Genomic DNA, 26,217 nt, shown 5'->3' on the forward strand with positions numbered 1-26,217 from the left:
ACCCGAGGGGAGTTTGACCTCTCTTTGTGCTTCTACTGCGCGGCCGGTGACTTGTGCGTCCGCTTTGGGCGGCGAACGCCAGCGAGAGCACGACTGGCGCTTGCGTCGTTGGCTGCATTTTTCGCACCCCTGCACCGGACATAGGTCGGTAGCCCTGGCCGGCTTCCCGGCAGTGTCGGATCTGCCATGAGGCGCAACGACTCGGCTACGTCCTTGTTCGGTACGTCGTGGCCGGTTGCGCTCAAGCAGACGACCGTTGAGAGTTGAACGAAGTCCTCCGCCTGGTTCTCGTAGACTTCGACACTTTTCCGCATTACGGACAATATTGCGTCGGCTCGCTCCCGGTCGTCCGTGGTGATTGCCGGTCGATAGTGAAGATCGTCAAGCAGAATTCGAATGGCCCGTAGGCGTGCGCTGAACTGCGCGCCGCGCTGGAGCGTAGCCTGTGCGAGCTGCTTATACTTCTCGTCGACCGAGAGCAGTTCGTTGGTCTGCTTGTCTTTCTGTACGGAGTTCTGCTGGTTCATTGGTTCGTCCTTCCCGATGCCTGAAAGCATGGAATGTATGTGTACCTGATAGGGAATGTGACCGTGCCGCTCGGCGCGGCCGATGGGCTTAATGCCGCGCCGTGGCGTCGTCGTTCCTGTTTCGACAACAGGTACACGCATGGCTGCGCGTGGCTGCGTCCGTGGCGCTGACATCGAAGGGATTGACGCGTGTCGCATCCGATCGCTCCCGTGGGGCATGCGAGTCGGACATCAGTTGCAACGCTTCGAGCAAGGCCCCTTGCGGTATATCAAACCCGGATGCGTCCATGCATATGAACGTGGACGGATCAACGAATTCGTTTGCGTCCTGTTCAAAGTCCTCGACCTTCTCAAGGGTGAGCGACAATATCGCGTTGATGCGATCCCGATCGCGTTTGGTCTTCACCTGTCGATGAATCGCGTCGTCCAGAAGAACGCGGATGACACGAAACCGACCCGCTACCTGAGCGCCACGTTGAAGCGAGCAGGCAGCAAGCCGTTTATATTTTTCATCGACAGTGAGCGGCTTGTCGTCTGGTTCGGTCGTGAATTCGACTATCTGACTGTTCATTGTCATCGTCCTGTTCGATTGCCTAGTGGACGATTGACAGATTGACCTTGTCGCTTTCCGCCTCATTGACGCGGCCAAGCTGCAATTCGAGCAGCAGCAGTTCGCCATCGACTTCCAGTTCAGCGCTCTGGACCAGATCACCTAGCACGTCGATTAACAGATAATGGTCCGCGTCAGCGGTATCAATCAATGCGGTCGCTCGTCGTACTGCGCGGATCTTCTTGAGATTTTGCTGATAGCGTTGAACTGTATCGAGCGCGATAGCGCTCGCGTCGCGCAGCATCTTGTTACGCAGCGCGAGTTCTTCGGTGGAAATGGATTCGGTGGTGGACATGGCCTCTCCTGTGTCAAGGGAAGCCCGCACCCAACGGGAGGGTGAGCGGGCACATGACAGGGTTGGCGGACCGGCGTAGTTCCCAATTCCGGCAGACGTGAGTCTCCCTGCCACGGCCCGCCCATTGAAGAAACATAGGGACGACCGCAAGCAGCCGCACACCCTTGCGGGCATGCGGGGAACTACGTTGTCACCCAGAAGTTAAAGGCACTCGGCCTTGAGTTTATGGAGTCCCCGAAAATCAGAAAGAGGGTTTGAGATAGCAGAAGTATTGTGCTTTTCTCGATACGGAAGGAGATGGTCGCGACGACTGAGGCGCCCAATCGTCGCGTCGTCGCTCGCATCATTGTTGGCGATTTGCACGCGGATATCGTGCGGCGCAATCGCCGTCAACATGGTCAACAGCCTAGCCACAATTGCTCTTTCGCGGTTCGATATGGGTGATTGCAAGGTGCATGGTTATCAAGCCGCTTTGAGAGCAACACCATTAGCCGCCACGTGCCCGAGTGATACCGCGTTGATGGCGCGCGCCGCGAACTCGGGCGAGCGGTGTGCATAGCGCATCGTCTGTTCGATGCGGCTGTGCCCGAGCCAGCGGCTGACGACATCGAGTGGCGCGCCGCCCGCGACCGCCCACGTCGCGAATGTATGTCTCAGATCGTGCCAGCGAAAGTTGTGGATTTTTGCAGCGCGCCGAACATCGTCGAATGCCTTGACTTCCCGTTGCGCGTCGCCGGTTGTGCTCGGAAAAACCAGCAGCGGATAAACGCTTCCGCCGAAACACTGCGCGCGCCACGCCGTCAGCACGGCAAACAGTTCGTCATTGATCGGCACGACGCGAGAGCGCTTCGTCTTGCTCGTGCGTACAGTAATCTCGCGGCCGTACATATCAATGTCAGTCCAGAGCAGGGAAAGCTGTTCCTTGCGGCGCAGTCCCGAGTTGAGCGCGAACAGGACCGCAGGCTTCACACAGTCCGCAAAAGTTGCATGAGTTGCCGACACGGAACCGTGACGCGGATCGGTGTTGATGCGCTCACGTTCGACCCACAGTTGGGTCTCACGCTCGTCAAGCGCCTGATGTAGCCGCTGCGCTTCGTCCCAATGCAGCCATCGGACTCGCTCCGGTCCTTCATCGGTTTTCGTCACGTTCTCTGCCGGATTGGTGGAGATAACGATGTTCTCGAATGCGTGACTGAAAAGCCCCTTGAGCTTGTTGAGCTTGCCGTTCATCGTTGCGGGCTTGACACGCTTCTCCGGCAGACCATTCGCGGCGGGGCGCAGCACGCGCGACAGTTCGGCCGTTTTCCAGTCTGAAATTTCTTTGATCGTGATCTGGTCCAGCGGGCGGTCGAGCCACGACGAGAATGTCTTTTGAATGTCCGCGATGATGCGCGCGCCGGTCGCCCGTTCAGCCTTTACGAACGGGCCGTACGTGTCGGCCAAGTACTCCCCCAATGTCGGGACCACCTTGGCCCGGTCGGCTTCTTTCGCGCGCTGGTCGCGTTTGGCGAGAATGGTGCGGTTGTCGTCGGTGCTATGCTCGACCGTCGCGGCGAACTTCGCCGCCATGTCGCGCGCCTTGCCGGGTTCGGTTCCCGGCCAGTTCGCGATGAACTTGCTGCCTTGCTGTCGCTTGCCGTCAGCGGTGCGCGGTTTGTCCCAGCGGTAATAGAAAGCGACCGAGCCGGTCGGCGATACCTTGATACAGAACCCGCGCAGCTTTTCGTCGGGAATGTAGCGCAACTTTCCATTGCCTTCCACGCCCAGCAGATAATCGCGGTTGATGGTGACGCGTGCCATTTTTAGCCCTCTCCCTAGGTCGTTGATCGACCGTCGCACAGGGCAGCGTAGGACACATAGAGGACACTTTCCGTATGACACTCTATGCAACCCTATGCAACTCTATGCAACGTAAGGGCTTGATTTTTATGGCTTATGACACTCTAAGCAACTCTATGCAACAGTAGAAATGCCCCGCACAGGGGCAACGCGTGAAGCACCGATAACAAAACGCGGATGCCAACGCAAAACCCAAAACCAAACCGCCTGCACCGCGAAGGTGCCACACGAACTCTGACGAACCGCCATCGCGCGGCTTGCAAAACCCACGACGACCGCTTACGTCCAACACAAAACCGCGTGTGGGCACCACATCCACCCACATCAACCGCACGCGCCCCGCATCAGCCGCCAACAGCCAAACAAAGGCCAGCAGAACAAAAGCGTCGCAGACAGACATCCACCCGCCCCGAACATCAAAACCTGACATCTGTTTCCCCCGCGACAAGCGGTAACGCACAGCAACACCCCCGTAACCCGCCATCAGGCGGCCCGCCCTAGCATCGTTGTCATCTCGCCCGCCGCATGCCCGCGCGCACGGGCTGTCTCCGACAACTGTTGATGAACCTTTCGCGTCCCTTTATCGAACGCCCGGTGGCGACGACGCTGTTGTCGCTCGGCATCGCGCTCGCAGGCACGTTCGCTTTCGCCAGGCTTCCCGTTGCGCCGCTGCCGCAAGTCGATTTCCCGACCATCTCCGTACAGGCCAGCCTGCCCGGCGCCAGTCCCGACACCGTTGCGAACAGCGTCGCGAGTCCGCTCGAATGTCATCTCGGACAGATCGCCGACGTCACGGAAATGACCTCGCAAAGCTCCGTCGGCATGACGCGCATCACGCTGCAATTCGGCCTCGACCGCAATATCGACGGCGCCGCGCGCGACGTGCAAGCCGCCATTAACGCGGCACGGGCCGATCTGCCGTCGAGCCTCAAGAGCAATCCGACCTACCGCAAGGTCAATCCCGCCGACGCACCCGTCCTCATCCTCTCGCTCACGTCGCACACGTTGACCCAGGCAAAGCTCTACGATCTCGCGTCGACGATACTCGTGCAGTCGCTGTCCCAATTGCCCGGCGTCGGCGAAGTGGATGTGAACGGCTCGGCCAATCCCGCCGTGCGCGTCGAACTGAATCCGACCGCGCTCTATCACTACGGCATCGGTCTTGAAGACGTTCGCGCGGCGCTCGCCTCGGCGAATGCCAACAGTCCGAAAGGGATCATCGAAAGCGAAGGCCGCCGCTTTCAACTCTATGCGAACGATCAGGCACGCACCGCCGCGCAATACAAAGGCCTGGTGATCGCCTATCGCGACGGCGCGGCCGTGCGCCTTTCCGATGTTGCCGACGTGGTCGATTCCGTCGAGGATCTGCGCAATCTCGGCCTCGCAGGCGACAATCAGCCGTCGGTGCTGGTGATGCTTTACCGGCAGCCGGGCGCGAACATCATCAGTACCGTCGACGGCATCCGCGCGACCGTCGCGCAACTCAAACCCGCCCTGCCCGCCGATGTCGACATACTCGAAGCCTCGGATCGCTCGACGACCATCCGCGCCTCGCTGCGCGACACGGAAGCCACCCTGCTGATCGCCGTCGCGCTGGTGATACTCGTCGTGTTCTTCTTTCTCGGCAGCGCGCGGGCCGCGTTGATTCCGTGCGCCGCCGTGCCGGTCTCGATCGTCGGCACGTTTGCAATCATGTATCTGCTCGGCTATTCGATCGACAATCTGTCGTTGATGGCCTTAACCGTGGCGACCGGCTTCGTCGTCGACGACGCGATCGTCGTGCTCGAAAACATTGCGCGTCATCTCGAAGCGGGCAAGTCGCGCATGCAGGCAGCACTGCTCGGCGCACGCGAAGTCGGCTTCACTGTGCTGTCGATTTCGATCTCACTGATCGCCGTGTTCATTCCGATCCTGCTGATGGGTGGCATCATCGGACGGCTGTTCCGCGAGTTCGCGGTGACGCTGTCCGTTGTAATACTCGTCTCGCTCGCAGTATCGCTGACGACGACACCCATGATGTGCTCGAGGTTGCTTGCGAACACGAAGCGCGAAGTCGGCCGAGAAGCATCGCGTATGCAGCGTCTCGCGCATTGGCTCACGCAGCCGCTGCAACGCATGCGGGACGGTTACGCGCGCACGCTCGACTGGTCGCTACGTCACCCGTTGCTGATGATGTCGCTGCTCCTCGTCACCATCGCATTGAACGTGTTTCTCTACATCGCGATTCCCAAGGGCTTTTTTCCGCAGGAAGACACGGGCCGGTTGATCGGCGGCATTCAGGGCGATCAGAGCGTGTCGTTTCAGGCGATGGAAACGAAGCTCGAGCAACTGATGCAGATCGTCCGCGCGGACCCGGCCGTAGCGAGCGTGGTTGGCTTCACAGGCGGACGTCAGACCAATACGGGGTTCGTGTTCGTGTCGCTGAAACCGCTGTCACAACGCGACAAGACCGCCGATGAAGTGATCGCGCGGTTGCGTCCCGAGTTGAACGAAGTGGCGGGCGCGCGTCTCTATCTGCAACCCGTGCAGGACATTCGCGTCGGCGGCAGGCAGAGCAACGCGCAATATCAGTTGACGTTGCTGGGCGACACGAGCGCCGACGTGTACAAATGGGCGCCGCGTCTGACACAGGCGCTGCAGAGGTTGCCGGAACTCGAAGACGTCAACTCGGACCAGCAACAAAGCGGACTCGAAGCCGATATCGATATCGATCGCCCGACCGCTGCGCGCCTCGGCATCACGCCCGCGCAGATCGACAACACGCTGTACGACGCGTTCGGTCAACGGCTCGTCTCGACGATCTACAACCCGATGAACCAGTACTATGTGGTGATGGAAGTCGCGCCGCGTTACTGGCAGCATCCGGAAACGCTGAACGATCTGTATGTCAGCACTTCGGGCGGCTCGCCGAGCGGCACACAGTCGACCAACTTCGTCGCGGGAACCGTAAGCGGCCCGACCGCTGCGAGCACGTCGCAAAGCAGTTCGAATGCCGCGCAGGTTGCCGGCATTGCGCAGGCGGTCACCACGCCAGGCGGCACCGCGACGCCCACGCAACCCATCGCCGCGTCCGCGACGATCGCCGATGCAGCCAGCAGCACGAGCGCCGCATTCGACGTCGCCGTCACGCTTCCCGCAGCGGCCGCCACCCCGTTCGCACTAGCCGTTCCCGCGCTGAACAGCACGAGTACGAGCGCCACGGCCTCCTCCACGACGAGCAGCGCCGCCACCGTCGCCGCCGACTCTGCCCGCAATCTCGCGATCAATTCGCTTGCGGCAAGCGGCCATTCCAGCGCATCGGCGGGGACGTCCGTCAGCACCGCGCAGGAAACCATGATCCCCTTCAGCGCGTTCGCGAGCTTCAAACCGGGCCACACAGCGCTTGGCGTGAACCATCAGGGCAACTTCGTCGCCACGACGATCTCGTTCAACCTGGCGCCGCATGAATCGCTCTCCACAGCGATGACGGCCATCAATCGCACGATGACCGATATCGGCATGCCCGCATCGCTTCACGCGAGCTTCGAAGGCACGGCGCGCACCTTCCAGCAGTCGCTGTCGGACGAACCTTTGCTCGTGGTCGCCGCGCTGCTGTCCGTGTATATCGTGCTCGGCGTGCTGTACGAAAGCTACGCGCATCCGCTGACCATTCTGTCGACGCTGCCTTCGGCGGGCGTCGGCGCGCTGCTCGCGCTGATGCTGTTTCACGTCGAGTTCACCGTGATGTCGCTGATCGGCGTCATTCTGCTGATCGGGATCGTCAAGAAGAACGCGATCATGATGGTCGACTTCGCGATCGACGCGTCGCGCTCGGGCATGTCGCCGCGCGATGCGATCTACCACGCGAGCCTGATGCGCTTCCGCCCGATCATGATGACGACCTGCGCCGCCCTGCTCGGCGCGCTGCCGCTGGCGCTCGGCAGCAGCGAAGGCGCCGATCTGCGGCGGCCGCTCGGTATTTCGATCGTCGGCGGGCTGATCGTGAGTCAGATACTGACGTTGTATACGACGCCCGTGGTGTATCTGTATGTCGATCGTTTCGGCGTATGGCTGCGCTTGCGGTTTGCGCGGCGAGCGATCCAGTAAATATTCGCGTCACACGATCCATTCCCGCCGTTTGCTCAAATAGATAGCAGAAATAGTTGGTTTGGCCGCCAGAAAGCGTTCACTAGACTGCAACTCATCTTGTCATAACAAGTTGAGCCATGTCGAAACCGGCCAGCCCCCTTGCCCCCGTCGCCTCCGTGCCGCTCTACGCGCAGATCAAAGATGCGCTGCGCGTGCAGATTCTCGACGGCACCTACGCGCCGCATTCGCAGATGCCGTCCGAGCACGAACTCTGCGCGATGTACGGCGTGAGCCGCATCACCGTGCGCCAGGCGCTCGGCGACCTGCAAAAAGAAGGTCTGTTGTTCAAGCTGCACGGCAAAGGCACGTTCGTGTCGAAACCCAAGGCCTTTCAGAACGTGAGTTCGCTGCAGGGCTTTGCGGAAGCGATGTCGTCGATGGGCTATGAGATCGTCAACCAGTTGCGCAGCTTTCGTGTCGTCGAAGCCAATCGTCATGTGGCCGCGCGCCTTGGGCTCGAAGAAGGCGCGCCCGTCACGGAAATCCATCGCGTGCGGCTGCTCAATCGCGAGCCGGTATCGCTCGAACTGACGTGGCTTCCCGAAGCGCTCGGCACGCGTCTCGCGAACGCCGATCTCGTGACGCGCGACATCTTCCTGATCCTCGAAAACGACTGCGGCGTGCCGCTCGGCCATGCGGATGTCGCGATCGACGCGATCCTCGCCGACGACGAAATCGTCGACGCGTTGCGGGTCGAGGAAGGCAGTCCCGTGCTGCGCATCGACCGGCTCACGCACGACGCGGCAGGCACGCCGATCGACTACGAACATCTGTACTTTCGCGGCGATGCGTTTCAGTACCGCTTCCGTATCGACCGGGAAAAGGCGGGCAAAAACGCAAGGCACAACGCAACGAGGAAAGCGCGATGAACACCCATGTACTCGAATACGACATCGTCGTGGTCGGCGGTGGAACGGCGGGGCCGATGGCCGCTGTCAAGGCGAAGGAAGCCAATCCGAACCTGAAGGTCTTGCTGCTCGAAAAAGCCAACGTCAAACGCAGCGGCGCGATCTCGATGGGCATGGACGGCCTGAACAATGCCGTCATTCCCGGCCACGCGACACCCGAGCAATACACGCGCGAAATCACGATCGCCAACGACGGCATCGTCGACCAGGCCGCCGTCTACGCATACGCGAGGCACAGTTTCAAAACGATCGAAGAACTCGACCGTTGGGGCGTGAAGTTCGAAAAGGACGGCACGGGCGATTACGCGGTGAAGAAAGTGCACCACATGGGCTCGTATGTGCTGCCGATGCCCGAAGGACACGACATCAAGAAAGTACTGTACCGGCAACTGAAACGCGCCCGCATCGCGATCACGAATCGCATCGTCGCGACGCGCCTGTTGACCGATGCACAGGGCAATGTGAACGGTGTCATGGGCTTCGATTGCCGCACGGCCGAGTTCTACGTGGTTCGCGCGAAAGCGGTGATTCTGTCGTGCGGCGCGGCGGGCCGGCTCGGCCTGCCCGCATCCGGCTACCTGATGGGCACCTACGAGAACCCGACCAACGCGGGCGACGGCTATGCGATGGCCTATCACGCGGGCGCGGCGCTCGCGAATCTCGAATGCTTCCAGATCAACCCGTTGATCAAGGACTACAACGGTCCCGCCTGTGCGTATGTGACGGGGCCACTGGGCGGCTTCACGGCGAACGGCAAAGGCGAACGCTTTATCGAATGCGATTACTGGAGCGGGCAGATGATGTGGGAGTTCTACCAGGAACTCCAGAGCGGCAACGGCCCCGTGTTTCTGAAGCTAGACCACCTCGCCGAAGAAACCATCCAGACCATCGAACAGATCCTGCACACCAACGAACGTCCGAGCCGTGGGCGCTTTCACGCGGGACGCGGCACCGATTACCGGCAGCAGATGGTCGAGATGCATATCTCCGAGATCGGATTTTGCAGCGGACACAGCGCGTCGGGCGTGTATGTCAATGAGCGCGCGGAGACGACAGTGGGCGGCCTTTACGCCGCCGGCGACATGGCGGCCGTGCCGCACAACTACATGCTCGGCGCGTTCACGTACGGCTGGTTTGCCGGCCAGAGCGCAGCCGCTTTCGTTGCGGGCCGCGAACATACACCCGTCGATCAGGAACAGATCGATGCCGAACGCGCGCGCGTCTATGCGCCACTCGAACGCGAACATGGGCTTGCGCCTGCGCAGGTCGAGTACAAGCTGCGCCGCATGGTCAACGATTATCTGCAGCCGCCCAAGGTGACACGCAAGATGGAGATCGGCCTGCAACGCTTCGATGAAATCACCGACGACATCGCGTCGATCAAGGCCACGCATCCGCATGAACTGATGCGCGCCGCCGAAGTGCGCGCGATTCGCGATTGCGCCGAAATGGCTGCGCGCGCGTCGCTGTTTCGCACGGAGAGCCGCTGGGGTCTGTATCACCATCGCGTCGATTATCCGCAGCGCAATGACGCCGACTGGTTCTGCCATACACATCTTCGCAAGGATGCATCGGGCCGCATGACCAGCGAAAAACGCGCTGTCGAGCCGTACATCGTGCCGCTCGACGAACGCGAGCGCGGCTCATACAGCAACCTGCGCATTCACGACGACAAACCCGATCTGCGCGCGAACGCCCAGGCGCTCGCCGACGTCACCGCCTGACAGGAGCACTGCGATGTCCTTCACACCCCACGACATTCTTCATCGAAGCGCGGCACCCGTCACGATCGACGAAAGCAGATGCATCGCCGATAAAGGCTGCACGGTATGCGTCGATGTGTGCCCACTCGATCTGCTCGCGATCGACGTCAGCAAAGGCAAGGCCTACATGCAGTTCGACGAATGCTGGTACTGCATGCCGTGCGAACAGGATTGCCCGACGGGCGCCGTGAAAGTCGATATCCCCTATCTGCTGCGCTAGCAAGCCACCCACCCAAGAGCCGACATCATGACCATTCGCTACGCTCTACCTCACTTCATTTCCATCGCCGCGCTCGCATTCGCTGCGGGCACGGCGAATGCCGAAACGATCCGCGTCGCCATCGGCACGCAGGACACGACGATCAACTGCGCGACAGGCGGCCTGCTGATCCGCGAACTGAATCTGCTCGACAAGTATCTGCCGCATACGGGCAAATACAAGGACGTGAGCTATGACGTGCAATGGAAGGACTTCACGTCCGGCGCGCCCATCACGAACGAGATGGTCGCGGGCAAGCTCGATTTCGGCGTGATGGCGGATTTCCCGGGCTCGCTGAATGGCGCGGCGTTCCAGAAAGCGGGACGCAAGAGCGTGTTCATTACCGTGTTGTCGGGCAGCGTGGATGGCAGCGGCAACGGCATCGTCGTGCCGGAGAATTCGTCCATCCGTTCGATCGCCGACCTCAAGGGCAAAACGATTTCCGTGCCGTTCGCATCGACGTCGCACGGCATGCTGCTGCGTGCGATCAAGGCGCAAGGCTGGAATCCCGAAACCGACGTGAACATCATCACGCAGGCACCGGAGGTGGCGGGCAGCGCGTTGAAGGCGAACAAGATCGATGCGCATGCGGACTTCGTGCCGTTCGCGGATCTGTTTCCTTATCGCGGCATTGCGCGCAAGATTTACGACGGCGCGCAAAGTCATGTGCCCACGTATCACGGCGCACTCGTCGATGCGGCCTACGCGCAGAAGTACCCCGAAGTGGTTGTCGCGTATCTGCGCGCCGCCATCGAGGCGAACCGCCTGATCGCGCAAGACCCCGAGAAATACAGCCTGCTGATCCAGAAGACGACGGGCATCGAAGCCCCCGTCGATTATCTGTATCACGGCCCGCTCGGTCTGCAGACACGCGACCTCACATGGAAGCCGGAGTACCGTCAGGCCACGGCGACCGCAATCGAAACGCTCAAGCTGCTGAAGAAAACCGATGTCGATCTGGACGTGAACACGTTCATCGACGACCGCTATATCCGCCAGGCATTCAAGGAATCCGGGCTCGACTACGACGCCGCGCTGAAGAACTACGCGAAGCAGCCGCTCGTCGCCAACGACGTCGTAACAGGCAAGCCAATCCGCGACTTCAACGACGTCGCTCAGGTGTGGCTCGACAACGAAGCGAAGGTCCGCAATTACGCATCGGCGGATGAAGCGTTCGCGGCACTCGGCAAGATCGAGCAGTCGGGCGGCAAGGCGCGTGCGGTGTTCGTTCACGATCATGCAAGCGGCCTCAAGCTGTTCGCCAGCCAGGCGTGGTACGTGAAGGACGCGCATGGCGCGATCACGGCGTTCCTGCTGAAAGCGGGTGCCGACCAGTACGCGCAGCAGGTCTCAGGCTCGGTTGTCGATTTTGCCGCCGCGAAAACGGGCGCGGCGCAAGCCGTCGCGTCGCGCTGAGCGCGTTCATCGTCACGCCTTATCGGGAAAACGTCTATGGCCGCCACTTTTGAACTCCACGACAGACGCGAATCGGGGCGCCGACGCGCACCTCTCTTTGCACCTTCGACCCAACGCCGCGCGTGGCGCGCGGCGTCGCTCGCCGCATGCGTCGCGCTCTGGCAACTGGCCGTGCACTTCAGGCTGTCGGCGGGGTTCATCACGTTCGCGAACGTGCCCGCGCCCTCCGATGCGCTGCCCGCGCTGTGGTCGCTGCTGCATTCGCCAAAGCTGCCGATGCATCTGGCCGCGAGCATCTGGCGCGTGCTGGCGGGCTTCTGTGTCGCGGCTGTGGTCGGCGTCGGCCTGGGTCTGGCGATCGGACGTTACCGTGCCGTCGAAGATACCGCGCTGCCCGCGCTCGAAGTGCTGCGCCCGATTCCCGCCGTCGCGTGGATACCGCTCGCGATCCTGATGTTTCCGTCATCGGAACTCAGCATGATGTTCATCACGTTCATCGGCGCGCTGTTTCCGATCCTGCTCAACACCGTGCACGGCGTGGAAGGCGTCGATCCACGGCTCGTCGCGACCGCTCGCAGCCTCGGCACGAAACCGCTCGCGCTGTATACCGAAGTCATACTGCCCAGCGCCGCGCCCGCGATCTTCACGGGCCTCGCGATCGGCATGGGGACCGCGTGGTTCTGTCTCGTGACGGCAGAAATGATTGCAGGCCAATACGGGATCGGTTATTTCACGTGGGAATCGTACACGCTGCAGAACTACCCCGATATCGTCGTCGGCATGGCGCTGATCGGCGCGCTCGGGATGGGCAGCAGCGTACTCGTCAAACGGTTGGGCATCGCGCTGACGCCGTGGTACAGACTGCAGGAGACCCGCCGATGAGCAGCGTCGCCATTGAAGCCGCCTCTGCGGCGGCCAGCATCCGCGTGCGCGGACTGGGCGTCGAAGTCGGTCCGCCGCATGCACGTATCGCGACGCTCGACGGCCTCGACGTCGATATCGCGCCCGGTCAGTTCGTCTGCGTACTCGGCCCTTCGGGCTGCGGCAAGTCGACCTTGCTCGGCGCGATCGCGGGCCACATCGCCGCGACGCACGGCACGATTGCCGTCGACGATGAAACCGTCGACCGTCCGCATCCCGAGCGCGGCCTCGTGTTTCAGCAGCACACGCTGTTTCCGTGGAAACGCGTGATCGACAACGTCGCATTCGGTCTCAAGATGAAGGGACTCGGCGCGAGCGAGCGGCGCAGGCAGGCGGCTGAACTGCTGGAACTCGTCGGATTGGGCGGCTTCGATGCGCATTACCCCGCGCAGCTGTCGGGCGGCATGCAGCAGCGCGTCGAGATCGCACGCGTACTGATCAACCGGCCGCGCGTGCTGCTGATGGACGAGCCGTTCGGCGCGCTCGACGCGCAGACGCGCCGCATGATGCAGACGCTGCTGCTCGATATCTGGGCGAAGGTGCGCACCACCGTCGTGTTCGTCACGCACGACATCGAAGAAGCGCTGTTTCTCGCCGACCGCATCCTGATGTTGTCGCAGCGCCCGGCACGCGTGGTCGCCGATATCCCCGTGCTGCTGGAGCGCCCGCGTCGCGACGATACGACACTCGACCCCGCCTTCATCGATATCAAGCGCCAGTGCCTCGCGCTGCTGCGCGAGTCGGCCTGACGCCGCGCTACTTCACACTTTGATCGTCCATGACCGACCCGACCATTCTGACCTACGATCCCCAAACGCTCGCGCCGGAAGCGGCAGCATTGCTGCCGCGTCTCGCGGATGCCGATGCCGCCGTGCGACGCATCGCGCTGCTCGAACTCGCCGACCTCGAAGACCCCGACGCGCTGCAACCCATCGTCGCCGCGCTGAAGCACGACGCATCCGCCGACGTCCGCAGCGAAGCGGCGCGCGTGCTCGGCGCATGGGAGCAGCGGGAGATCGTCGCCGCGTTGTGCGAGGCGTTGACCGACGCGCAACGCGATGTGCGCGAAGCCGCCGCATCGAGTCTGTCGGCATTGAAGGCCGCGTCTTCCGGTGACGTGTTATGCGGATGGGTCGATCATCCCGAGCCGTTCGTGCAAGCCGCCATCCTGCGCGCGTTGCGCGAATTGCGTTATGCCGATGCCTTTTCAGCGGCAGTACGCGCGCTCGATCACGACGACTCAGGCGTGCGCATCGAAGCCGTCGGCGTGCTCGGCTGGCTCAAGGATGCGCGCGCACTCGTGCCGCTCGCGCGTGTCGCGACGCGTGACGCCAGCGCGGAGATTCGCCGCGCGGCAGTTGGCGCATTGGGTTTCGCGTCAGCGGACGATGCCGCGATACCGGACGCGCTGCTGCATGCGCTTGCCGATCCCGCGTGGCAAGTACGCGAAGAAGCCGCCACGACGCTAGGCAAGCTACGTGCGCATTCCGCTCGTGATGCACTGATCGCCGCGCTTGGTGACGACTACTGGCAAGTGCGCCTGCGCGCGGCGCGAGCCTTGGGTCAACTCGGCGACCGCGCCGCCGCGCAGGCGCTCATCGCGCTGCTGTCGCATGCCATCAGCAACCTGCGCAAGGAAGCCGCACTCGCACTGGGCGAACTGCGCGATCCATCGACACTCGCCGCACTGGAACATGCACTCGACGACGCCGACCCCGAAGTCCGCAAGGCTGTGCGGATCGCGTTGCAGCAGATCGGAGCAGGCGCGCGATGAGAACGCCCCGGCATATCGAGATCGACCGCACGGCGCAGACGTTGACGCTGCATTGGCCCGACGGCGTGACGCAACACGTCGCGCATCGCGTGTTGCGGCAGCATTGCCCTTGCGCCGAATGCAAGCGTCTGCGCTTGCGTGGTGACACACCCCTCGTGCCGGACGACATCGCCGTACTGGACGTTCGCCCCGCCGGATACGGCGTCCAGCTGCTGTTCAGCGACAGCCACGAACGCGGCATTTTCCCGTGGGCGTTTCTGGAACGCCTGCCAGCCACTGCCTGATCCGCGCATATCGAGCCACGTCTAACATGCGCACTCGATATCTTTATCTGAATTTACTATTTAAATTCTGCATAACGCAGTGATAGCCTGATTTCGACCCGCAGACGCCGAGTGCGTCTGCTTTCACATCCAATCGTCCGTCGAAGCGGAACATACGGCAAGGAGCCAACGTGAGCGTCGAATTCATCGGCATGATCCAGCAGCGCAAGGTATCGGAAACGCATCTGCCGCAAGGCCCCGCGATCGATACCGACTACGTGCGCGCCTTTGCGCAGGCCCACGAGAACGCGGGCTTCGACCGCATACTGGTGCCGCACAGCTCGACGAGCCCTGATGCGACCATCACGATTGCCTATGCCGCGAGCGTCACGTCGCGCGTGCACTTCATGCTCGCGCACCGCCCCGGCTTCGTCGCGCCGACGCTGGCCGCGCGGCAACTCGCCACGCTCGATCATTTCTCGGGCGGACGTCTTGCTGTCCACTTCATCTCTGGCGGCAGCGACGAAGACCAGCGCCGCGACGGCGACTATCTCTCGCACGACGAACGCTATGCGCGTACCGACGAGTATCTGCAGATCCTGCGGCGCGTCTGGACCGAGAACGAGCCGTTCGATCATGAAGGCCGCTTCTATCGCTTTGAAAAGGCCTTCTCGGATGTGAAGCCGAAGCAGACGCCGCATGTGCCGATCTATTTCGGCGGCGCATCCGAAGCTGCCCTCGCCGTCGCGGGCAAGCATGCCGATGTCTACGCGCTGTGGGGCGAATCGAAACAGCAGGTCGCGGAACTGATTGCGCGTGTGCGCGCCGAAGCGGCGAAGCATGGCCGCAACGTGCGCTTCTCGGTGTCGTTCCGTCCGATTCTCGCGTCGACGGAAAAGGCAGCGTGGGAACGCGCCGAGCACATTCTCGACGAGACGCGCCGTCTGCGCGTCGAACAGGGTTTCTCGCGCGGTGGTCCGCAACAGAGCGAAGGCGCGAAGCGCCTGCTGGCCGCATCGGGCGCCGGCGTGCGCGCCGACGACCGCCTGTGGACGGCCGTTGCCAAGGAAATCGGCGGACGCTCGAATTCGACGGCGCTCGTCGGCACGCCGGCACAGGTCGCGCAAACGCTCTCCGAGTACTACGAACTTGGCGTGACGACCTTCCTGGTTCGCGGGTTCGATCCGCTCGAAGACGCAATCGACTACGGCCGCGAGCTGATCCCCGCGACGCGTGAATTGACCGCCCGCATCCGCCGCGCCGCGTGACGACGGGAGCCGACAAACACATGAGCACTGCACTCCACGATACGCCCACGCTCGCCTTCCGCTCGACACCCGTGCGCAAGTTCTGGTTCGACGACGACACCGCGCCGCAACGCACGCTCGAGCAGGAACGCCGCCATCGGCAGGAGCGCCTTGCAGGGGCATTCCGTCTGTTCGCCCGATATGGTTTCGCGCAAGGACTCGCGGGTCACATCACCGCGCGCGATCCCGAATGGACCGATCATTTCTGGGTCAACCCGCTCGGCAAACATTTCGGCCGCATTCGCGTGTCGGACCTGCTGCTGGTCAATCGTCACGGCGAGATCGTTGTCGGCGAGGGTCCCGTGAATCAGGCGGCGTTCGCGATTCACGCGGCCATTCATGAAGCCCGGCCCGATGTCGTCGCCGCTGCGCACACGCATTCGCTGTATGGCAAAGCGTGGTCCACATTGGGACGCAAGCTCGATCCGTTGACACAGGACGCGTGCTCCTTCTATGAGGATCACGCGCTGTTCGACGACTTCAGAGGCGTGGTGCTCGATACGGACGAAGGCGCGCGCATCGCCGATGCGCTTGGCCAGCACAAGGCGGTGATCCTGAAGAACCACGGCATTCTGACGGCCGGGCCGAGCGTCGAAGCCGCTGCATGGTGGTACATCGCGCTCGACAACGCCTGCCATGCGCAACTGCTCGCCGAAGCAGCCGGCACGCCGCAGCCGATCCCGCACGACATCGCCACATTGACGCATCAGCAGGTCGGCCGTCCGGGCGGCGCGCAGCATTCGTTCGAAAGCCTGTACGAAGGGCTCGTCGAAGAGGAACGGGAGCTGCTCGACTGATGGCGATTCACAAACTGCGTCAATTCGTCGGTGAGATCGCGGCGCTCGTCGATGCTGATACCGCGGAACCCGAACTGCTCGAACGTGGCGGGCAAGCATTGCGCGAACTGGTCCATACGGATGACTGGCTGCCCGATACCTACGCACAACCGTCCACCGAGCGCTATCAGCAGTACCTGTTGTATGCCGACGTGCAGCAACGCTTCTCGGTTGTCAGCTTCGTCTGGGGGCCCGGACAACAGACGCCGATCCACGATCACACGGTGTGGGGCTTGATCGGCGTGCTGCGCGGCGCGGAACTCGCCGCCCCTTTTTCCCGCGACAACGACGGCACACTGCGCCAGACCGGCGACGAAATACGCCTCGAAAAAGGCACTGTCGAGGCGGTCTCGCCGGCAATCGGCGATATTCACCGCGTGCGCAATGCGTATGATGATCGCGTGTCCGTCAGCATTCACGTCTATGGCGCGAATATCGGCGCGGTGCTGCGCTCGACCTACGCGCCCGAGGGCCTGGCCAGGCCTTTCATCTCCGGCTATTCGAACGAAACCATCCCGAACCTGTGGGACCTCAGCAAGGAACGTCGTCAGTCATGAAGTCATATCCCGTGCGCACCTATGAAGACGTGCGCGAAGCGCTGCTCGCCAAGCGTGAAATCGCCCTGCTCGATGTGCGCGAAGAAGATCCGCATGCGCAGTGTCACCCGCTTTTTGCGGCGAATCTCTCGCTGTCGCGCATCGAACTGGACGCATGGACGCGACTGCCGCGCCGCGACGTGCCGATCGTTCTTTTCGATGCGGGCGAAGGCTACGCGGAGCGCGCCGCCGACACACTGACGTCGCTCGGCTACACGAACGTCGCGTTGCTCGCGGGCGGGCTGGACGGATGGATACAGGCTGGCGGCGAAGTGTTTCGCGACGTGAATGTGCCGAGCAAGGCATTCGGCGAATTCGTCGAAGCGCAGCGGCACACGCCTTCGCTTTCGGCGGAAGCCGTCGATGCGTTGCTGAAAAATGGCGACGACGTCGTCGTGCTCGACGCGCGCCGCTTCGACGAGTATCAGACGATGAACATTCCCGGCAGCATCAGCGTGCCCGGCGCGGAACTGGTGCTGCGCGCGCGCGCCCTCGCGCCGAAGCCGACTACGCGCGTGATCGTCAATTGCGCGGGCCGCACGCGCAGCATCATCGGTACGCAATCGCTCGTCAATGCGGGGCTGCCGAATCCCGTCGCTGCGCTGCGCAACGGTACGATCGGCTGGACGCTCGCGGGCCAGCAGCTCGAGCATGGCAGCGAGCGGCGCTTCGATCCGCAAGCGGGGCTCGACGCGGCGGACATCGACGCATCGCAGCGCGCCGCACTCGCGCTCGCGCAACGCGCGGGCGTGAGCCGCACCACGCTCGACGAAGCCGCGGGCTGGGCCGCCGACGCGTCGCGCACCACGTATCGCTTCGACGTGCGCACCCCCGCCGAGTACGAACGCGCCCACGCACCCGGATTTCAGGGCGCGCCGGGTGGGCAGCTCGTGCAGGAGACGGACATGTTTGCGCCCGTGCGCGGCGCGCGTGTCGTGCTGTTCGACGACGACGGCGTGCGCGCGAACATGACGGCCTCGTGGCTCGCGCAGATGAACATCGATACGTACGTGGTGGACGCCGCTTCGCCGGAAGACCTGACCGCAAACGGCCCGTGGCAAGTGGCAAAGCCGCAGCCTGCTTCGACGCAATCGCTCGCGCCACAGGAACTCGCCGCGCTGCTCGCGGACTCGGCGAGCGGCACCGTCGTGCTCGATGTGACGTCGAGCGCCAATCACGTGAAGGCGCATATACCGGGCGCACACTGGATCGTGCGCTCGCGCCTGTCGAATGCCTTCGACGATCTGCGCGCGTTGCCCGATGCCAAACGCTACGTGGTCACGTGCGGCACGAATGCGCTCGCGCCGTACATCGCGCCGGAAGTCGCGGCGTTGACGGGCAAGCCCGTGCAGGTGCTCGATGGCGGAACGTCGGCGTGGATACGCGCGGGTTTGCCTGTCGAGAGCGGCGACGCGCATCTCGCTTCTCCGCGCATCGACCGTTACCGGCGTCCTTATGAAGGCACCGACAATGCGCGCGAAGCGATGAACGCGTATCTGGAATGGGAATACGGGTTAGTCGCGCAACTGGAACGCGACGGCACACATGGGTTCTTCGTGATCTGATCGGCGCTCGTCAAGCGTCAGCCAATAAGCTCAAGCCGCGCGCGACAAACGCGCGGCCTTGAAGCTCTTTTCGATGCTGTCCGACACCACCGTCAACGCCGACTGCATCTTGCCGAGCGCGCGTGAACGCACCATCCATACCGCGATTTCAGGCTTGAAGTCGCTGAGCTGGATCACGTCGAGTTGCGCCGCGTGCGCGCTTGCATTCAGCAACGGCAACGGCACGAGACCCAGCCCGACGCCGTCGGCGACGAGGCCGAGTTGAAGCTCGGTGCCGAGCGTTTCCAGATTCAGTTTCAATGCATAGCCCTGCGCGGCAAGCGCATGCTGCAGCCCCGCGCGAAAACCGCAGCCATCGGGGTTCAGCACCCAGCCATACGCCTGACATTCGGCCAGCGTGTGCACGCGCTTTTTCAAGCTCCCCTTGCGCGCGACGACGGCCAGCTTCAACGGACCGAGCGACTCGCCCACTAACGCTTCCGGCAACGCACGATTGGCGGGCAGCAGCACGACGGCCGCATCCAGTTCCCCGTCTTCGACCTTTTGCAGCAGCGGATTGCCCCAACCCGTCGAGACACGCGCCTGTAACTCCGGGTGAGCTTCACGCAATGCATGCAAGGCCTTGAGCATCGCGACGTCGGCGACCGTCTGCGCGACGCCGAGACGCAGCACGCCTGCGAGTGGCGCATCGTCGGTGACGAGATGCCTGAGGGCTTCGACTTCGCGCACGATCGCACGGCATTGCTCGTAGACGGCGCGCCCCATCGGCGTGGTCTTCAACGGCTTGGTGTTGCGGTCGAGCAAGGCCACGCCGAGCGCTTCCTCGAAGTTCTGGATGCGACGCGTCACGGCAGGTTGCGTGAGCGCCAGCGAATTCGCCGCCTGGTTCAGCGACTGGCTGCGCACGACAGCGACAAAGGCCTCGATCTCATCGAGTTTCATTGAATGCTTTCCGCTTGATGAAGGATTGACGACTGATGTGTCGAGCTTAGCGTGATTGACGTATCGCATTCAAGGCCGAACACGCATTTCGATCTCGCATATTAGCAAAGCAGAACAATGCGTTTGCCTTATAAAAACCGGCTGCGTATCGTAGGCTTTTCATACTCTTTCGCGTCCATCACGATCCATCATGCACCGTCTGCTTGCCCGCCTTCTTCTCATTGCGTTATCCGCCGCGCCGTTTGCCGCTCATGCCGACACGACCCTCAAGGTCGGCGATCAGCAATTGCAGACGCGCGGCATTCTCGAAGCATCCGGGCAACTGAAAGACGTGCCGTACAAGATCGAATGGTTCAACTTTCCCGCTGCACAGCCGCTTGGCGAAGCGTTGAATGCGGGTGCGATCGATGTCGGCGGACTCGGCGACGCGCCGTTGATCTTCGCCTATGCCGCCGGCGCGAAAGTGCGCGCCGTCGCGGTCACGCGCTCGCAGCCCATCGACCTCGCGATCATCGTTCCGGATCAATCGCCCATCAAAAGCGCCGCCGATCTGAAGGGCAAGCGCATCGCCACGACGCGCGGCTCGATTGGCCATTACCTCGCTATCGCCACGCTGGAGCGCGCGGGCATCAAGCTCTCCGATGTCTCGCTGCGCTTCATGCAGCCCGCCGATGCCAAGGCGGCGCTCGCGTCGGGCAACGTCGATGCGTGGTCCACGTGGGACCCGTACGTCGCGCTCGCCGAACAGCGCGATCACGACCGCAGCATCGCGAACGGCGTGAATCTCTCGTCGGGACTGAGCTTCCAGGCCGCAACGGAAGACTCGATCAAGGCCAAGCGCGCGGAAATCGCCGACTTCCTGAAACGCGTCGCGGCCGGACAGCGTTGGGCGCTGTCGCATCCCGATGAAGTCGCGGCGATGCAATCGCGTGTGACCGGCTTGCCGCCCGACGTGTTGAAGACCGTCTATCAGCGCGCGCAACTGCACCCCATCGCCATCGACGACCATGTAGTCGCGGAACAGCAAAAGACCGCCGATCTCTATCACCGCGCCGACGTCATCAAGACGCGACTCGACGTCGCGCCGAGTTTCGACCGTCAGTTTCCGCTGGATGCACCGTGAGCTCGCGCCGCGCTTTGTCGTCACGCTTTATGGATACCCACAGCCCACTATGACACGCCGCCATCCCGACCATGCGCTCATCGATATCGAGCGCGACGCCGATGCCCTCGATGCGCTCGCGGACCTCGACAGTCCGCAGGCCGACGCCTGGCTCGCCGCATTGACGGATGACTTCGCCGCGAGCGCCGCCGCACTCGACGCAGGTCCGCACTTTCCTCACGACAACCTCGCGAAGCTGCGTCGCGCAGGGTTGCTTGCGTTGACGGTGCCGCGTGCGCTCGGCGGCCACGAGGCGACGCTCGCGCAGACGTTGAAGGTCATCCGTGCAATTGCGCGCGGCGAGCCGTCAACCGCATTGATCGTCGTGATGCAGTGTCTATATCATCTGCGTTTGCAGGCGAATCCCAACTGGCCGCTCGCACTCAAGGAACGCATTGCGCGTGATGCCGTCGAGCGCGGCGCGCTGATCAATTCGCTGCGCGTCGAGCCGGAACTCGGTTCGCCATCGCGCGGCGGACTGCCGGGCACCGTCGGCAAACAGCAAAGCGATCACTGGATACTGAACGGACGGAAGCTCTATTCGACGGGCAGCCCGGGGCTGACGTGGTTCGCCGTCTGGGGCCGCACGGATGAAGCGTCGCCGCGCGTCGGCACATGGCTCGTGCATCGCGACACGCCGGGCATCCGTTTCGGCGAACCGTGGAATCATCTCGGCATGCGTGCGACAGGCAGTCACGAAGTCATCTTCGACAATGTGCGCGTGCCATTCGATCACGCCGTCGATCTGCAAGCGCCCGGTCCTTCGAACGGCATGGACCCCGTCACCAGCCTCTGGATGAACGTCCTGTTGCCTTCGATCTACGACGGCGTCGCACGTGCGGCGCGCGACTGGTTCGTGCAGTGGACCGCGCAACGCGTGCCGTCCAGCCTGAATGCGCGGCTGTCGAGCCTCGACAGTTTTCAGCAGACGGCAGGACGTATCGACGCCTTGCTCTTCAACAACCGCGTATTGCTCGATGCGGGCGCGGCCGGCCATGTCAGCCCGACGGAAGCACCGACGATCAAGTACCTGGTCAGCCAGCATGCGATCGAAGCCGTCGAGTTCGCACTCGAAGCGAGCAGCAATCCGGGCCTGAGCCGCAACAACGCGCTCGAACGCCATTATCGCGACGTACTGTGCGCGCGCATTCACACGCCGCAGAACGATACGGTGCTCGGCAATCTCGGACGCGCGGCATTCGCGTCGCGCCACTAGCGCGAACGTGCATACCGCTTGAACGCCGTGTCAATCCGACATTTGCGAGCTTCCATTCACCTGACAATGCATTCACACACCGCCGCGCGGCATCGATGCGGCGCCATGCGAATCAGACAGTCAGGAGACGGTCGTGAACGATCGAAGCAAACGGTTGACCCTTGTGTCGACGCGGCGCCCAACGGGCACATGCCTTAAGGTATCGGAGGAATCGCCGATTCCCGAACGGTCTGCATGCCCGTTCGATTTGCGAGGCTCATATGATTCCGCACGAACGCGCCTTAAATACTGGACCGCAACGGGCGCATTCTGGGGCGGCGCGTCGGGCCTGCTATGCGGCCCAACACTCTTTTATTCCGCGACGGGCACGGGCTTCGAAGCCGACATCAAACAGGCACTGGCTTCGCTGATTTGCGGCGTGGCCGGCACGATGATCGGCGCGTCATTCGCGGGCATCGTAGCCATGATGACGCGGCGGCATGCACACTCCGTTCAGGCACGCCCGTTTACTTCGACTGGATTGCGTATCGTCGACATCGACGAGGCTCGCGCCTACGGCTTATATAGCGATCACCTAAAGATGCGCACATCACGCGACGAGCAGCAGCAATAACGCCGTTACCCGTGACGCAATGATTTGCGTCACGGGTAACGGTCCAATCCTGCCGGTGCCCGGATAACCGGCAGGACTGGCACACCTGAGCTGTTATTCCTGGATGAACTGCAGCAGGTCGGCGTTGACGAGATGCGCATGCGTCGTGCACATGCCATGCGGCGCGCCTTCGTAGATCTTCAGCTTGCCATTCGGCACGAGCTTCGACGACAGCTTGCCGGAATCGTCCAGTGGCACGATCTGATCCGCGTCGCCTTGCAGCACCAGCGTCGGCACCGTCATCTTCTTCAGGTCTTCCGTGAAGTCCGTTTCCGAGAATGCCTTGATGCAGTCGTACGCGCCCTTGATCGAACATTGCATGCCGGCATACCAGAACGCGTCGATCGTGCCCTGCGACGGCTTCGCGCCTTCGCGATTGAAGCCATAGAACGGCAGTGCCAGATCCTTGAAGAACTGCGAGCGGTTTTCGATCACGCCCTTGCGGATGTCGTCGAACACCGAAATCGGCAGGCCGCCCGGATTGGCGGGCGTTTTCAGCATCAGCGGCGGCACGGCGGAGATCAGCACGGCCTTGCGCACGCGTTGGGTGCCGTGCCGTCCGATATAGCGCGCGACTTCGCCGCCGCCCGTCGAATGGCCGACCAGCACCGCGTCCTTCAGATCGAGATGCTCGATCAGTTCCGCGAGATCGTCCGCGTAGCGGCTCATGTCGTTGCCGTCCCACGGCTGGCTCGAACGCCCATGCCCGCGCCGGTCATGCGCAATCACCCGATAGCCCTTTTCCGCGAGATACATCATCTGCGCGTCCCACGCGTCGGCATTCAACGGCCAGCCATGCGAGAACACGACCGGTTGACCCGAACCCCAATCCTTATAGAAAAGCTGGGTGCCATCTTTCAATACAAACGTAGCCATTACCTGAACTCCTGAATTGATGCCGATTCAGCCGTCGCCCGTTCTGTCGATCCGACGAACGCAACACGGCGAAATACGCGCCTGGCGCTGCGCGACTTCATCGCGGCCAGTGCATCGCGTACCAATCCAGTATCCAGGCTATCGGAAGACGTGCGTTGTGTATCGCCCCGACACTTTGGTATCTGCACGACCATTCGCGTTTGACGCGTGCAGACCACGCGCGCACGGGCCGTGCGCACTTGAATCACGGCGTGCGTTTGTATAACCGGGCGTGGCAACGAAGCTCTACAGTCTGCCTATATTCGATGCGCAAAACCTCGTGCATCCGTTATTCCACTCCAGCATTCATTGCCACGATCATGGACAGCAACATCAAGGATCTTGCCTCGCAAAACGACAAGGCAGAAAAACATCACGAGCACGATGACCCGCCGCGCGATCATCTGCGTTTTCAGCTGCCTTATGCGCATCTTTCGACTGTCTTCGGTAACGACTGGTTTGCGCTGAAGGCGGAATCGTTCGCGCGCTTCTTCGGCACGCCGACGTTTCTGTTGTCGCAAACCGTGATCGTCGCGATATGGATTGGATTGAACGTGTGCGGCGTGACACGCTTCGACGTGTATCCGTTCGTTCTGTTGAATCTGGCGTTCAGCCTTCAATCGGCTTATGCAGCGCCGTTGATCCTGCTCGCACAAACGCGCCAGGCCGACCGCGACAAGGCGCATGCGGACGCCGACGCGCGTCATCGCGAAGCATTGGCGCTTGCGGCGGAACGGCGCGACAAGGCGCTCGCGCATCAGACCGAGCAGATGCAGGCGCTACTGCGGCAGAACACCGAACTAACCGAATTGACGCGTGATCTCACCGAACAGATCGCGCGGCTCACGCAGGACGTTCACGAGAAACTCACTCGCGACAAGCACGCGAAAGCAACGTAACCTCGCGCGGCTCACGCCTCGGCAAAAACGGGCACAGGAAGCGAAATTTGCATGCTTGCGCCGCGCGTCGACGGTGTCGCGCACGAGATGGAGCCGCCATGTCCCTCGACGATCGAGCGGCAAATCGACAACCCCAAACCCATTCCCTCTGTTTTCGTCGTAAAGAAAGCGCTGAAGAGTTTCGCTGCGACCTCGGGTGAAATGCCCACGCCGGAGTCTTCGACGGTAATCGAGACCCGCTGCCCTTCCTCGATGCGTGTCTGCAATCTGAGTTCGCGCGGGCGGTCCTGAATCGACGACATCGCCTGCAATCCGTTGACGGCCAGATTGATCAGCACCTGCTGCAATTGCACGCGGTCGCCGTTCACCGTCAACTCGCCCGGCGCGAGACTCATCTTCACGACGGCGCCGTATCGCTTGACCTCGCGATCCAGCAAGTCGATCGTTTCGACCACGAGGCCGTTGATGCCAAGCGGCGCAAACGTCGGCTCGCTCTTGCTGGCCATCGCGCGTATGCGGCGAATGATCTCGCTCGAACGCCGCGCATTGCTGGCCATGGCATCGAACGCGTGGCACGCTTCTTCGAGATTCGGCGTTTCGCGCCGCAACCAGCGCAGCCCCGCTTCGGCGTGCGTCGTGATCGCGGCGAGCGGCTGGCTCACTTCATGGGCAATCGATGCCGCAAGCTCGCCGAGCATCGTCACGCGCGTGGCGTGCGCAAGCTCGGTTGTCGAACGGTTCAGCGCTTCGTGTGTCTCGTGCAGTTCGCGGACCTGCTCTGCGAGACGCGCGGCATCGGCCTGGATGCGCAACGTCAGCGCGGTGGTCGCGATGATCGACAGACAGGCCACCGTGGCGCGTGCAAGCGCGGAGAAAGACTCTTCGTTGAGATGCCCGATCAGAAAGCCGATCACCGTCGCCCAGATGCAGGCGATCGCGACGAGCAGCGTGCCGCGGCGCGACAGGACAGTGGCCACCAGCATCACGACGATCGAGTACAACACCATGATCGCCGTGGCGAAGTGACCGAACGAATCGATCAGAAAAACGATCAGCGCCAATCCGCCTGCGAGCGCCAGCGTCAGTGTGGGGTTCTGCTTGCCGAGGAAAGACACGCGTTCCATGTTCATGTCGAGAGCGGAGAATCGGATTTGACAAATCGCGCTCTACGCGGGGACGGCAACGCGGCACAAGCCCACGGCGTCCAGCTTCGCAGCGCAGCTCACCCCGGATAGCGGACCGTGCGTCGAACCGCTGCTCGTTGCAGGCGGTTCGCGCAAGGCTGTCCGGGCGGGGCGCGAGTCTCGCGTGATGCGTCCCGAACTCTCGTTAACATCGCTTGCCGGCATTTATTCCAATGCCGGGAAAGGTGTGCGACTTGACAGGCACTGAAAGCAGAATTGAAGCCGAACCTGTCGATGGCC

24 protein-coding genes are annotated in these 26,217 nt (G+C 62.4%); 17 read left to right on the top strand and 7 right to left on the bottom strand.

Annotated features, from left to right (window positions below; genetic code table 11):
- Window positions 1–32: 32 nt before the first annotated feature.
- The 4 genes from PPGU16_RS35535 to PPGU16_RS35550 all read right to left on the bottom strand — a co-directional run bounded on the left by PPGU16_RS35535 (window position 33) and on the right by PPGU16_RS35550 (window position 3,232).
- Window positions 33–527 carry a hypothetical protein gene (locus PPGU16_RS35535; protein WP_180725514.1) on the bottom strand — a complete coding sequence of 165 codons (495 nt, stop codon included), beginning with the start codon at window positions 525–527 and terminating at the stop codon, window positions 33–35.
- 88 nt (window positions 528–615) lie between these two features.
- The gene (locus tag PPGU16_RS35540; protein ID WP_180725515.1) at window positions 616–1,098 is read right to left on the bottom strand and encodes a hypothetical protein; all 483 of its coding nucleotides are present in this window, start codon (window positions 1,096–1,098) and stop codon (window positions 616–618) included.
- 22 nt (window positions 1,099–1,120) lie between these two features.
- On the bottom strand, window positions 1,121–1,432 hold the full coding sequence (locus tag PPGU16_RS35545; RefSeq protein ID WP_180725516.1) for a hypothetical protein: 312 nt from the start codon (window positions 1,430–1,432) through the stop codon (window positions 1,121–1,123).
- Between the two features lie 462 nt (window positions 1,433–1,894).
- Window positions 1,895–3,232 (bottom strand): tyrosine-type recombinase/integrase, encoded by a 1,338-nt coding sequence (locus PPGU16_RS35550; RefSeq protein WP_180725517.1) that lies wholly within the window; start codon window positions 3,230–3,232, stop codon window positions 1,895–1,897.
- 600 nt (window positions 3,233–3,832) lie between these two features.
- Between PPGU16_RS35550 and PPGU16_RS35555 the strand changes: the two genes are divergently transcribed.
- From PPGU16_RS35555 to PPGU16_RS35615, 13 genes are all read left to right on the top strand, one after another.
- Window positions 3,833–7,357, top strand: coding sequence for an efflux RND transporter permease subunit (locus PPGU16_RS35555; RefSeq protein ID WP_180725518.1), 3,525 nt, complete (start codon window positions 3,833–3,835; stop codon window positions 7,355–7,357).
- A gap of 119 nt (window positions 7,358–7,476) precedes the next feature.
- On the top strand, window positions 7,477–8,268 hold the full coding sequence (locus PPGU16_RS35560) for a GntR family transcriptional regulator (RefSeq protein ID WP_180725519.1): 792 nt from the start codon (window positions 7,477–7,479) through the stop codon (window positions 8,266–8,268).
- Window positions 8,265–10,031, top strand: coding sequence for a fumarate reductase/succinate dehydrogenase flavoprotein subunit (locus tag PPGU16_RS35565; RefSeq protein ID WP_180725520.1), 1,767 nt, complete (start codon window positions 8,265–8,267; stop codon window positions 10,029–10,031). The genes PPGU16_RS35560 and PPGU16_RS35565 overlap by 4 nt, the downstream gene beginning before the upstream one ends.
- Window positions 10,032–10,044: 13 nt before the next feature.
- Entirely contained in the window at window positions 10,045–10,290 is a 246-nt protein-coding gene (locus tag PPGU16_RS35570) for a 4Fe-4S dicluster domain-containing protein (RefSeq protein ID WP_180725521.1), read from the top strand.
- 27 nt (window positions 10,291–10,317) lie between these two features.
- Window positions 10,318–11,745, top strand: a complete 1,428-nt coding sequence (locus PPGU16_RS35575) for an ABC transporter substrate-binding protein (protein ID WP_180725522.1) — start codon at window positions 10,318–10,320, stop codon at window positions 11,743–11,745.
- Between the two features lie 36 nt (window positions 11,746–11,781).
- Window positions 11,782–12,627, top strand: coding sequence for an ABC transporter permease (locus tag PPGU16_RS35580; RefSeq protein ID WP_180725523.1), 846 nt, complete (start codon window positions 11,782–11,784; stop codon window positions 12,625–12,627).
- Window positions 12,624–13,415 carry an ABC transporter ATP-binding protein gene (locus PPGU16_RS35585; RefSeq protein ID WP_180725524.1) on the top strand — a complete coding sequence of 264 codons (792 nt, stop codon included), beginning with the start codon at window positions 12,624–12,626 and terminating at the stop codon, window positions 13,413–13,415. Before PPGU16_RS35580 ends, PPGU16_RS35585 begins: the two co-directional genes overlap by 4 nt.
- A gap of 29 nt (window positions 13,416–13,444) precedes the next feature.
- Window positions 13,445–14,440, top strand: a complete 996-nt coding sequence (locus tag PPGU16_RS35590) for a HEAT repeat domain-containing protein (RefSeq protein WP_180725525.1) — start codon at window positions 13,445–13,447, stop codon at window positions 14,438–14,440.
- On the top strand, window positions 14,437–14,724 hold the full coding sequence (locus PPGU16_RS35595) for a gamma-butyrobetaine hydroxylase-like domain-containing protein (protein WP_180725526.1): 288 nt from the start codon (window positions 14,437–14,439) through the stop codon (window positions 14,722–14,724). The genes PPGU16_RS35590 and PPGU16_RS35595 overlap by 4 nt, the downstream gene beginning before the upstream one ends.
- 170 nt (window positions 14,725–14,894) lie before the next feature.
- Window positions 14,895–15,971 (top strand): LLM class flavin-dependent oxidoreductase, encoded by a 1,077-nt coding sequence (locus PPGU16_RS35600; protein WP_180725527.1) that lies wholly within the window; start codon window positions 14,895–14,897, stop codon window positions 15,969–15,971.
- 20 nt (window positions 15,972–15,991) lie between these two features.
- Window positions 15,992–16,807, top strand: a complete 816-nt coding sequence (locus PPGU16_RS35605) for a class II aldolase/adducin family protein (RefSeq protein ID WP_180725528.1) — start codon at window positions 15,992–15,994, stop codon at window positions 16,805–16,807.
- A complete protein-coding gene (locus PPGU16_RS35610; RefSeq protein WP_180725529.1) occupies window positions 16,807–17,403 on the top strand; it encodes a cysteine dioxygenase family protein in 597 nt (198 codons plus the stop codon). Before PPGU16_RS35605 ends, PPGU16_RS35610 begins: the two co-directional genes overlap by 1 nt.
- Window positions 17,400–19,007 carry a rhodanese-related sulfurtransferase gene (locus PPGU16_RS35615; protein WP_180725530.1) on the top strand — a complete coding sequence of 536 codons (1,608 nt, stop codon included), beginning with the start codon at window positions 17,400–17,402 and terminating at the stop codon, window positions 19,005–19,007. The genes PPGU16_RS35610 and PPGU16_RS35615 overlap by 4 nt, the downstream gene beginning before the upstream one ends.
- Before the next feature lie 30 nt (window positions 19,008–19,037).
- On the opposite strand, the gene PPGU16_RS35620 is transcribed toward PPGU16_RS35615, so the two are convergent.
- Window positions 19,038–19,949, bottom strand: a complete 912-nt coding sequence (locus PPGU16_RS35620; protein ID WP_180725531.1) for a LysR family transcriptional regulator — start codon at window positions 19,947–19,949, stop codon at window positions 19,038–19,040.
- 190 nt (window positions 19,950–20,139) lie between these two features.
- On the opposite strand from PPGU16_RS35620, the gene PPGU16_RS35625 reads away from it, so the two are divergent.
- The 3 genes from PPGU16_RS35625 to PPGU16_RS35635 all read left to right on the top strand — a co-directional run bounded on the left by PPGU16_RS35625 (window position 20,140) and on the right by PPGU16_RS35635 (window position 22,940).
- The gene (locus tag PPGU16_RS35625; protein WP_180725532.1) at window positions 20,140–21,072 is read left to right on the top strand and encodes an ABC transporter substrate-binding protein; all 933 of its coding nucleotides are present in this window, start codon (window positions 20,140–20,142) and stop codon (window positions 21,070–21,072) included.
- 49 nt (window positions 21,073–21,121) lie between these two features.
- Complete coding sequence (locus PPGU16_RS35630; RefSeq protein ID WP_180725533.1) at window positions 21,122–22,327, top strand: acyl-CoA dehydrogenase family protein; 1,206 nt, start codon at window positions 21,122–21,124, stop codon at window positions 22,325–22,327.
- A gap of 133 nt (window positions 22,328–22,460) precedes the next feature.
- On the top strand, window positions 22,461–22,940 hold the full coding sequence (locus PPGU16_RS35635) for a hypothetical protein (protein ID WP_180725534.1): 480 nt from the start codon (window positions 22,461–22,463) through the stop codon (window positions 22,938–22,940).
- 93 nt (window positions 22,941–23,033) lie between these two features.
- Here the strand turns inward: PPGU16_RS35635 and PPGU16_RS35640 are convergent, their stop codons facing one another.
- Complete coding sequence (locus tag PPGU16_RS35640) at window positions 23,034–23,855, bottom strand: alpha/beta fold hydrolase (RefSeq protein ID WP_180725535.1); 822 nt, start codon at window positions 23,853–23,855, stop codon at window positions 23,034–23,036.
- A 305-nt stretch (window positions 23,856–24,160) separates the two neighbouring features.
- Between PPGU16_RS35640 and PPGU16_RS35645 the strand changes: the two genes are divergently transcribed.
- Window positions 24,161–24,793 carry a DUF1003 domain-containing protein gene (locus tag PPGU16_RS35645; protein WP_243460677.1) on the top strand — a complete coding sequence of 211 codons (633 nt, stop codon included), beginning with the start codon at window positions 24,161–24,163 and terminating at the stop codon, window positions 24,791–24,793.
- A gap of 11 nt (window positions 24,794–24,804) precedes the next feature.
- On the opposite strand, the gene PPGU16_RS35650 is transcribed toward PPGU16_RS35645, so the two are convergent.
- Window positions 24,805–25,917 (bottom strand): sensor histidine kinase, encoded by a 1,113-nt coding sequence (locus PPGU16_RS35650; RefSeq protein WP_224028970.1) that lies wholly within the window; start codon window positions 25,915–25,917, stop codon window positions 24,805–24,807.
- Window positions 25,918–26,217: the final 300 nt, after the last annotated feature.

The sequence above is a fragment of the Paraburkholderia largidicola genome, from assembly GCF_013426895.1.
GTDB lineage: Bacteria > Pseudomonadota > Gammaproteobacteria > Burkholderiales > Burkholderiaceae > Paraburkholderia > Paraburkholderia largidicola.

What these genes read in the sequence shown, in the direction of transcription:
- PPGU16_RS35650 (WP_224028970.1), bottom strand. Translation starts at nt 25,917, where the DNA reads ATGGAACGCGTGTCTTTCCTCGGCAAGCAGAACCCCACACTGACGCTG.
- PPGU16_RS35570 (WP_180725521.1), top strand. Translation starts at nt 10,045, where the DNA reads ATGTCCTTCACACCCCACGACATTCTTCATCGAAGCGCGGCACCCGTC.
- PPGU16_RS35640 (WP_180725535.1), bottom strand. Translation starts at nt 23,855, where the DNA reads ATGGCTACGTTTGTATTGAAAGATGGCACCCAGCTTTTCTATAAGGAT.
- PPGU16_RS35545 (WP_180725516.1), bottom strand. Translation starts at nt 1,432, where the DNA reads ATGTCCACCACCGAATCCATTTCCACCGAAGAACTCGCGCTGCGTAAC.
- PPGU16_RS35625 (WP_180725532.1), top strand. Translation starts at nt 20,140, where the DNA reads ATGCACCGTCTGCTTGCCCGCCTTCTTCTCATTGCGTTATCCGCCGCG.
- PPGU16_RS35620 (WP_180725531.1), bottom strand. Translation starts at nt 19,949, where the DNA reads ATGAAACTCGATGAGATCGAGGCCTTTGTCGCTGTCGTGCGCAGCCAG.
- PPGU16_RS35580 (WP_180725523.1), top strand. Translation starts at nt 11,782, where the DNA reads ATGGCCGCCACTTTTGAACTCCACGACAGACGCGAATCGGGGCGCCGA.
- PPGU16_RS35630 (WP_180725533.1), top strand. Translation starts at nt 21,122, where the DNA reads ATGACACGCCGCCATCCCGACCATGCGCTCATCGATATCGAGCGCGAC.
- PPGU16_RS35560 (WP_180725519.1), top strand. Translation starts at nt 7,477, where the DNA reads ATGTCGAAACCGGCCAGCCCCCTTGCCCCCGTCGCCTCCGTGCCGCTC.
- PPGU16_RS35615 (WP_180725530.1), top strand. Translation starts at nt 17,400, where the DNA reads ATGAAGTCATATCCCGTGCGCACCTATGAAGACGTGCGCGAAGCGCTG.
- PPGU16_RS35590 (WP_180725525.1), top strand. Translation starts at nt 13,445, where the DNA reads ATGACCGACCCGACCATTCTGACCTACGATCCCCAAACGCTCGCGCCG.
- PPGU16_RS35535 (WP_180725514.1), bottom strand. Translation starts at nt 527, where the DNA reads ATGAACCAGCAGAACTCCGTACAGAAAGACAAGCAGACCAACGAACTG.
- PPGU16_RS35550 (WP_180725517.1), bottom strand. Translation starts at nt 3,232, where the DNA reads ATGGCACGCGTCACCATCAACCGCGATTATCTGCTGGGCGTGGAAGGC.
- PPGU16_RS35575 (WP_180725522.1), top strand. Translation starts at nt 10,318, where the DNA reads ATGACCATTCGCTACGCTCTACCTCACTTCATTTCCATCGCCGCGCTC.
- PPGU16_RS35645 (WP_243460677.1), top strand. Translation starts at nt 24,161, where the DNA reads ATGCGCAAAACCTCGTGCATCCGTTATTCCACTCCAGCATTCATTGCC.
- PPGU16_RS35610 (WP_180725529.1), top strand. Translation starts at nt 16,807, where the DNA reads ATGGCGATTCACAAACTGCGTCAATTCGTCGGTGAGATCGCGGCGCTC.
- PPGU16_RS35595 (WP_180725526.1), top strand. Translation starts at nt 14,437, where the DNA reads ATGAGAACGCCCCGGCATATCGAGATCGACCGCACGGCGCAGACGTTG.
- PPGU16_RS35585 (WP_180725524.1), top strand. Translation starts at nt 12,624, where the DNA reads ATGAGCAGCGTCGCCATTGAAGCCGCCTCTGCGGCGGCCAGCATCCGC.
- PPGU16_RS35555 (WP_180725518.1), top strand. Translation starts at nt 3,833, where the DNA reads ATGAACCTTTCGCGTCCCTTTATCGAACGCCCGGTGGCGACGACGCTG.
- PPGU16_RS35565 (WP_180725520.1), top strand. Translation starts at nt 8,265, where the DNA reads ATGAACACCCATGTACTCGAATACGACATCGTCGTGGTCGGCGGTGGA.
- PPGU16_RS35540 (WP_180725515.1), bottom strand. Translation starts at nt 1,098, where the DNA reads ATGAACAGTCAGATAGTCGAATTCACGACCGAACCAGACGACAAGCCG.
- PPGU16_RS35605 (WP_180725528.1), top strand. Translation starts at nt 15,992, where the DNA reads ATGAGCACTGCACTCCACGATACGCCCACGCTCGCCTTCCGCTCGACA.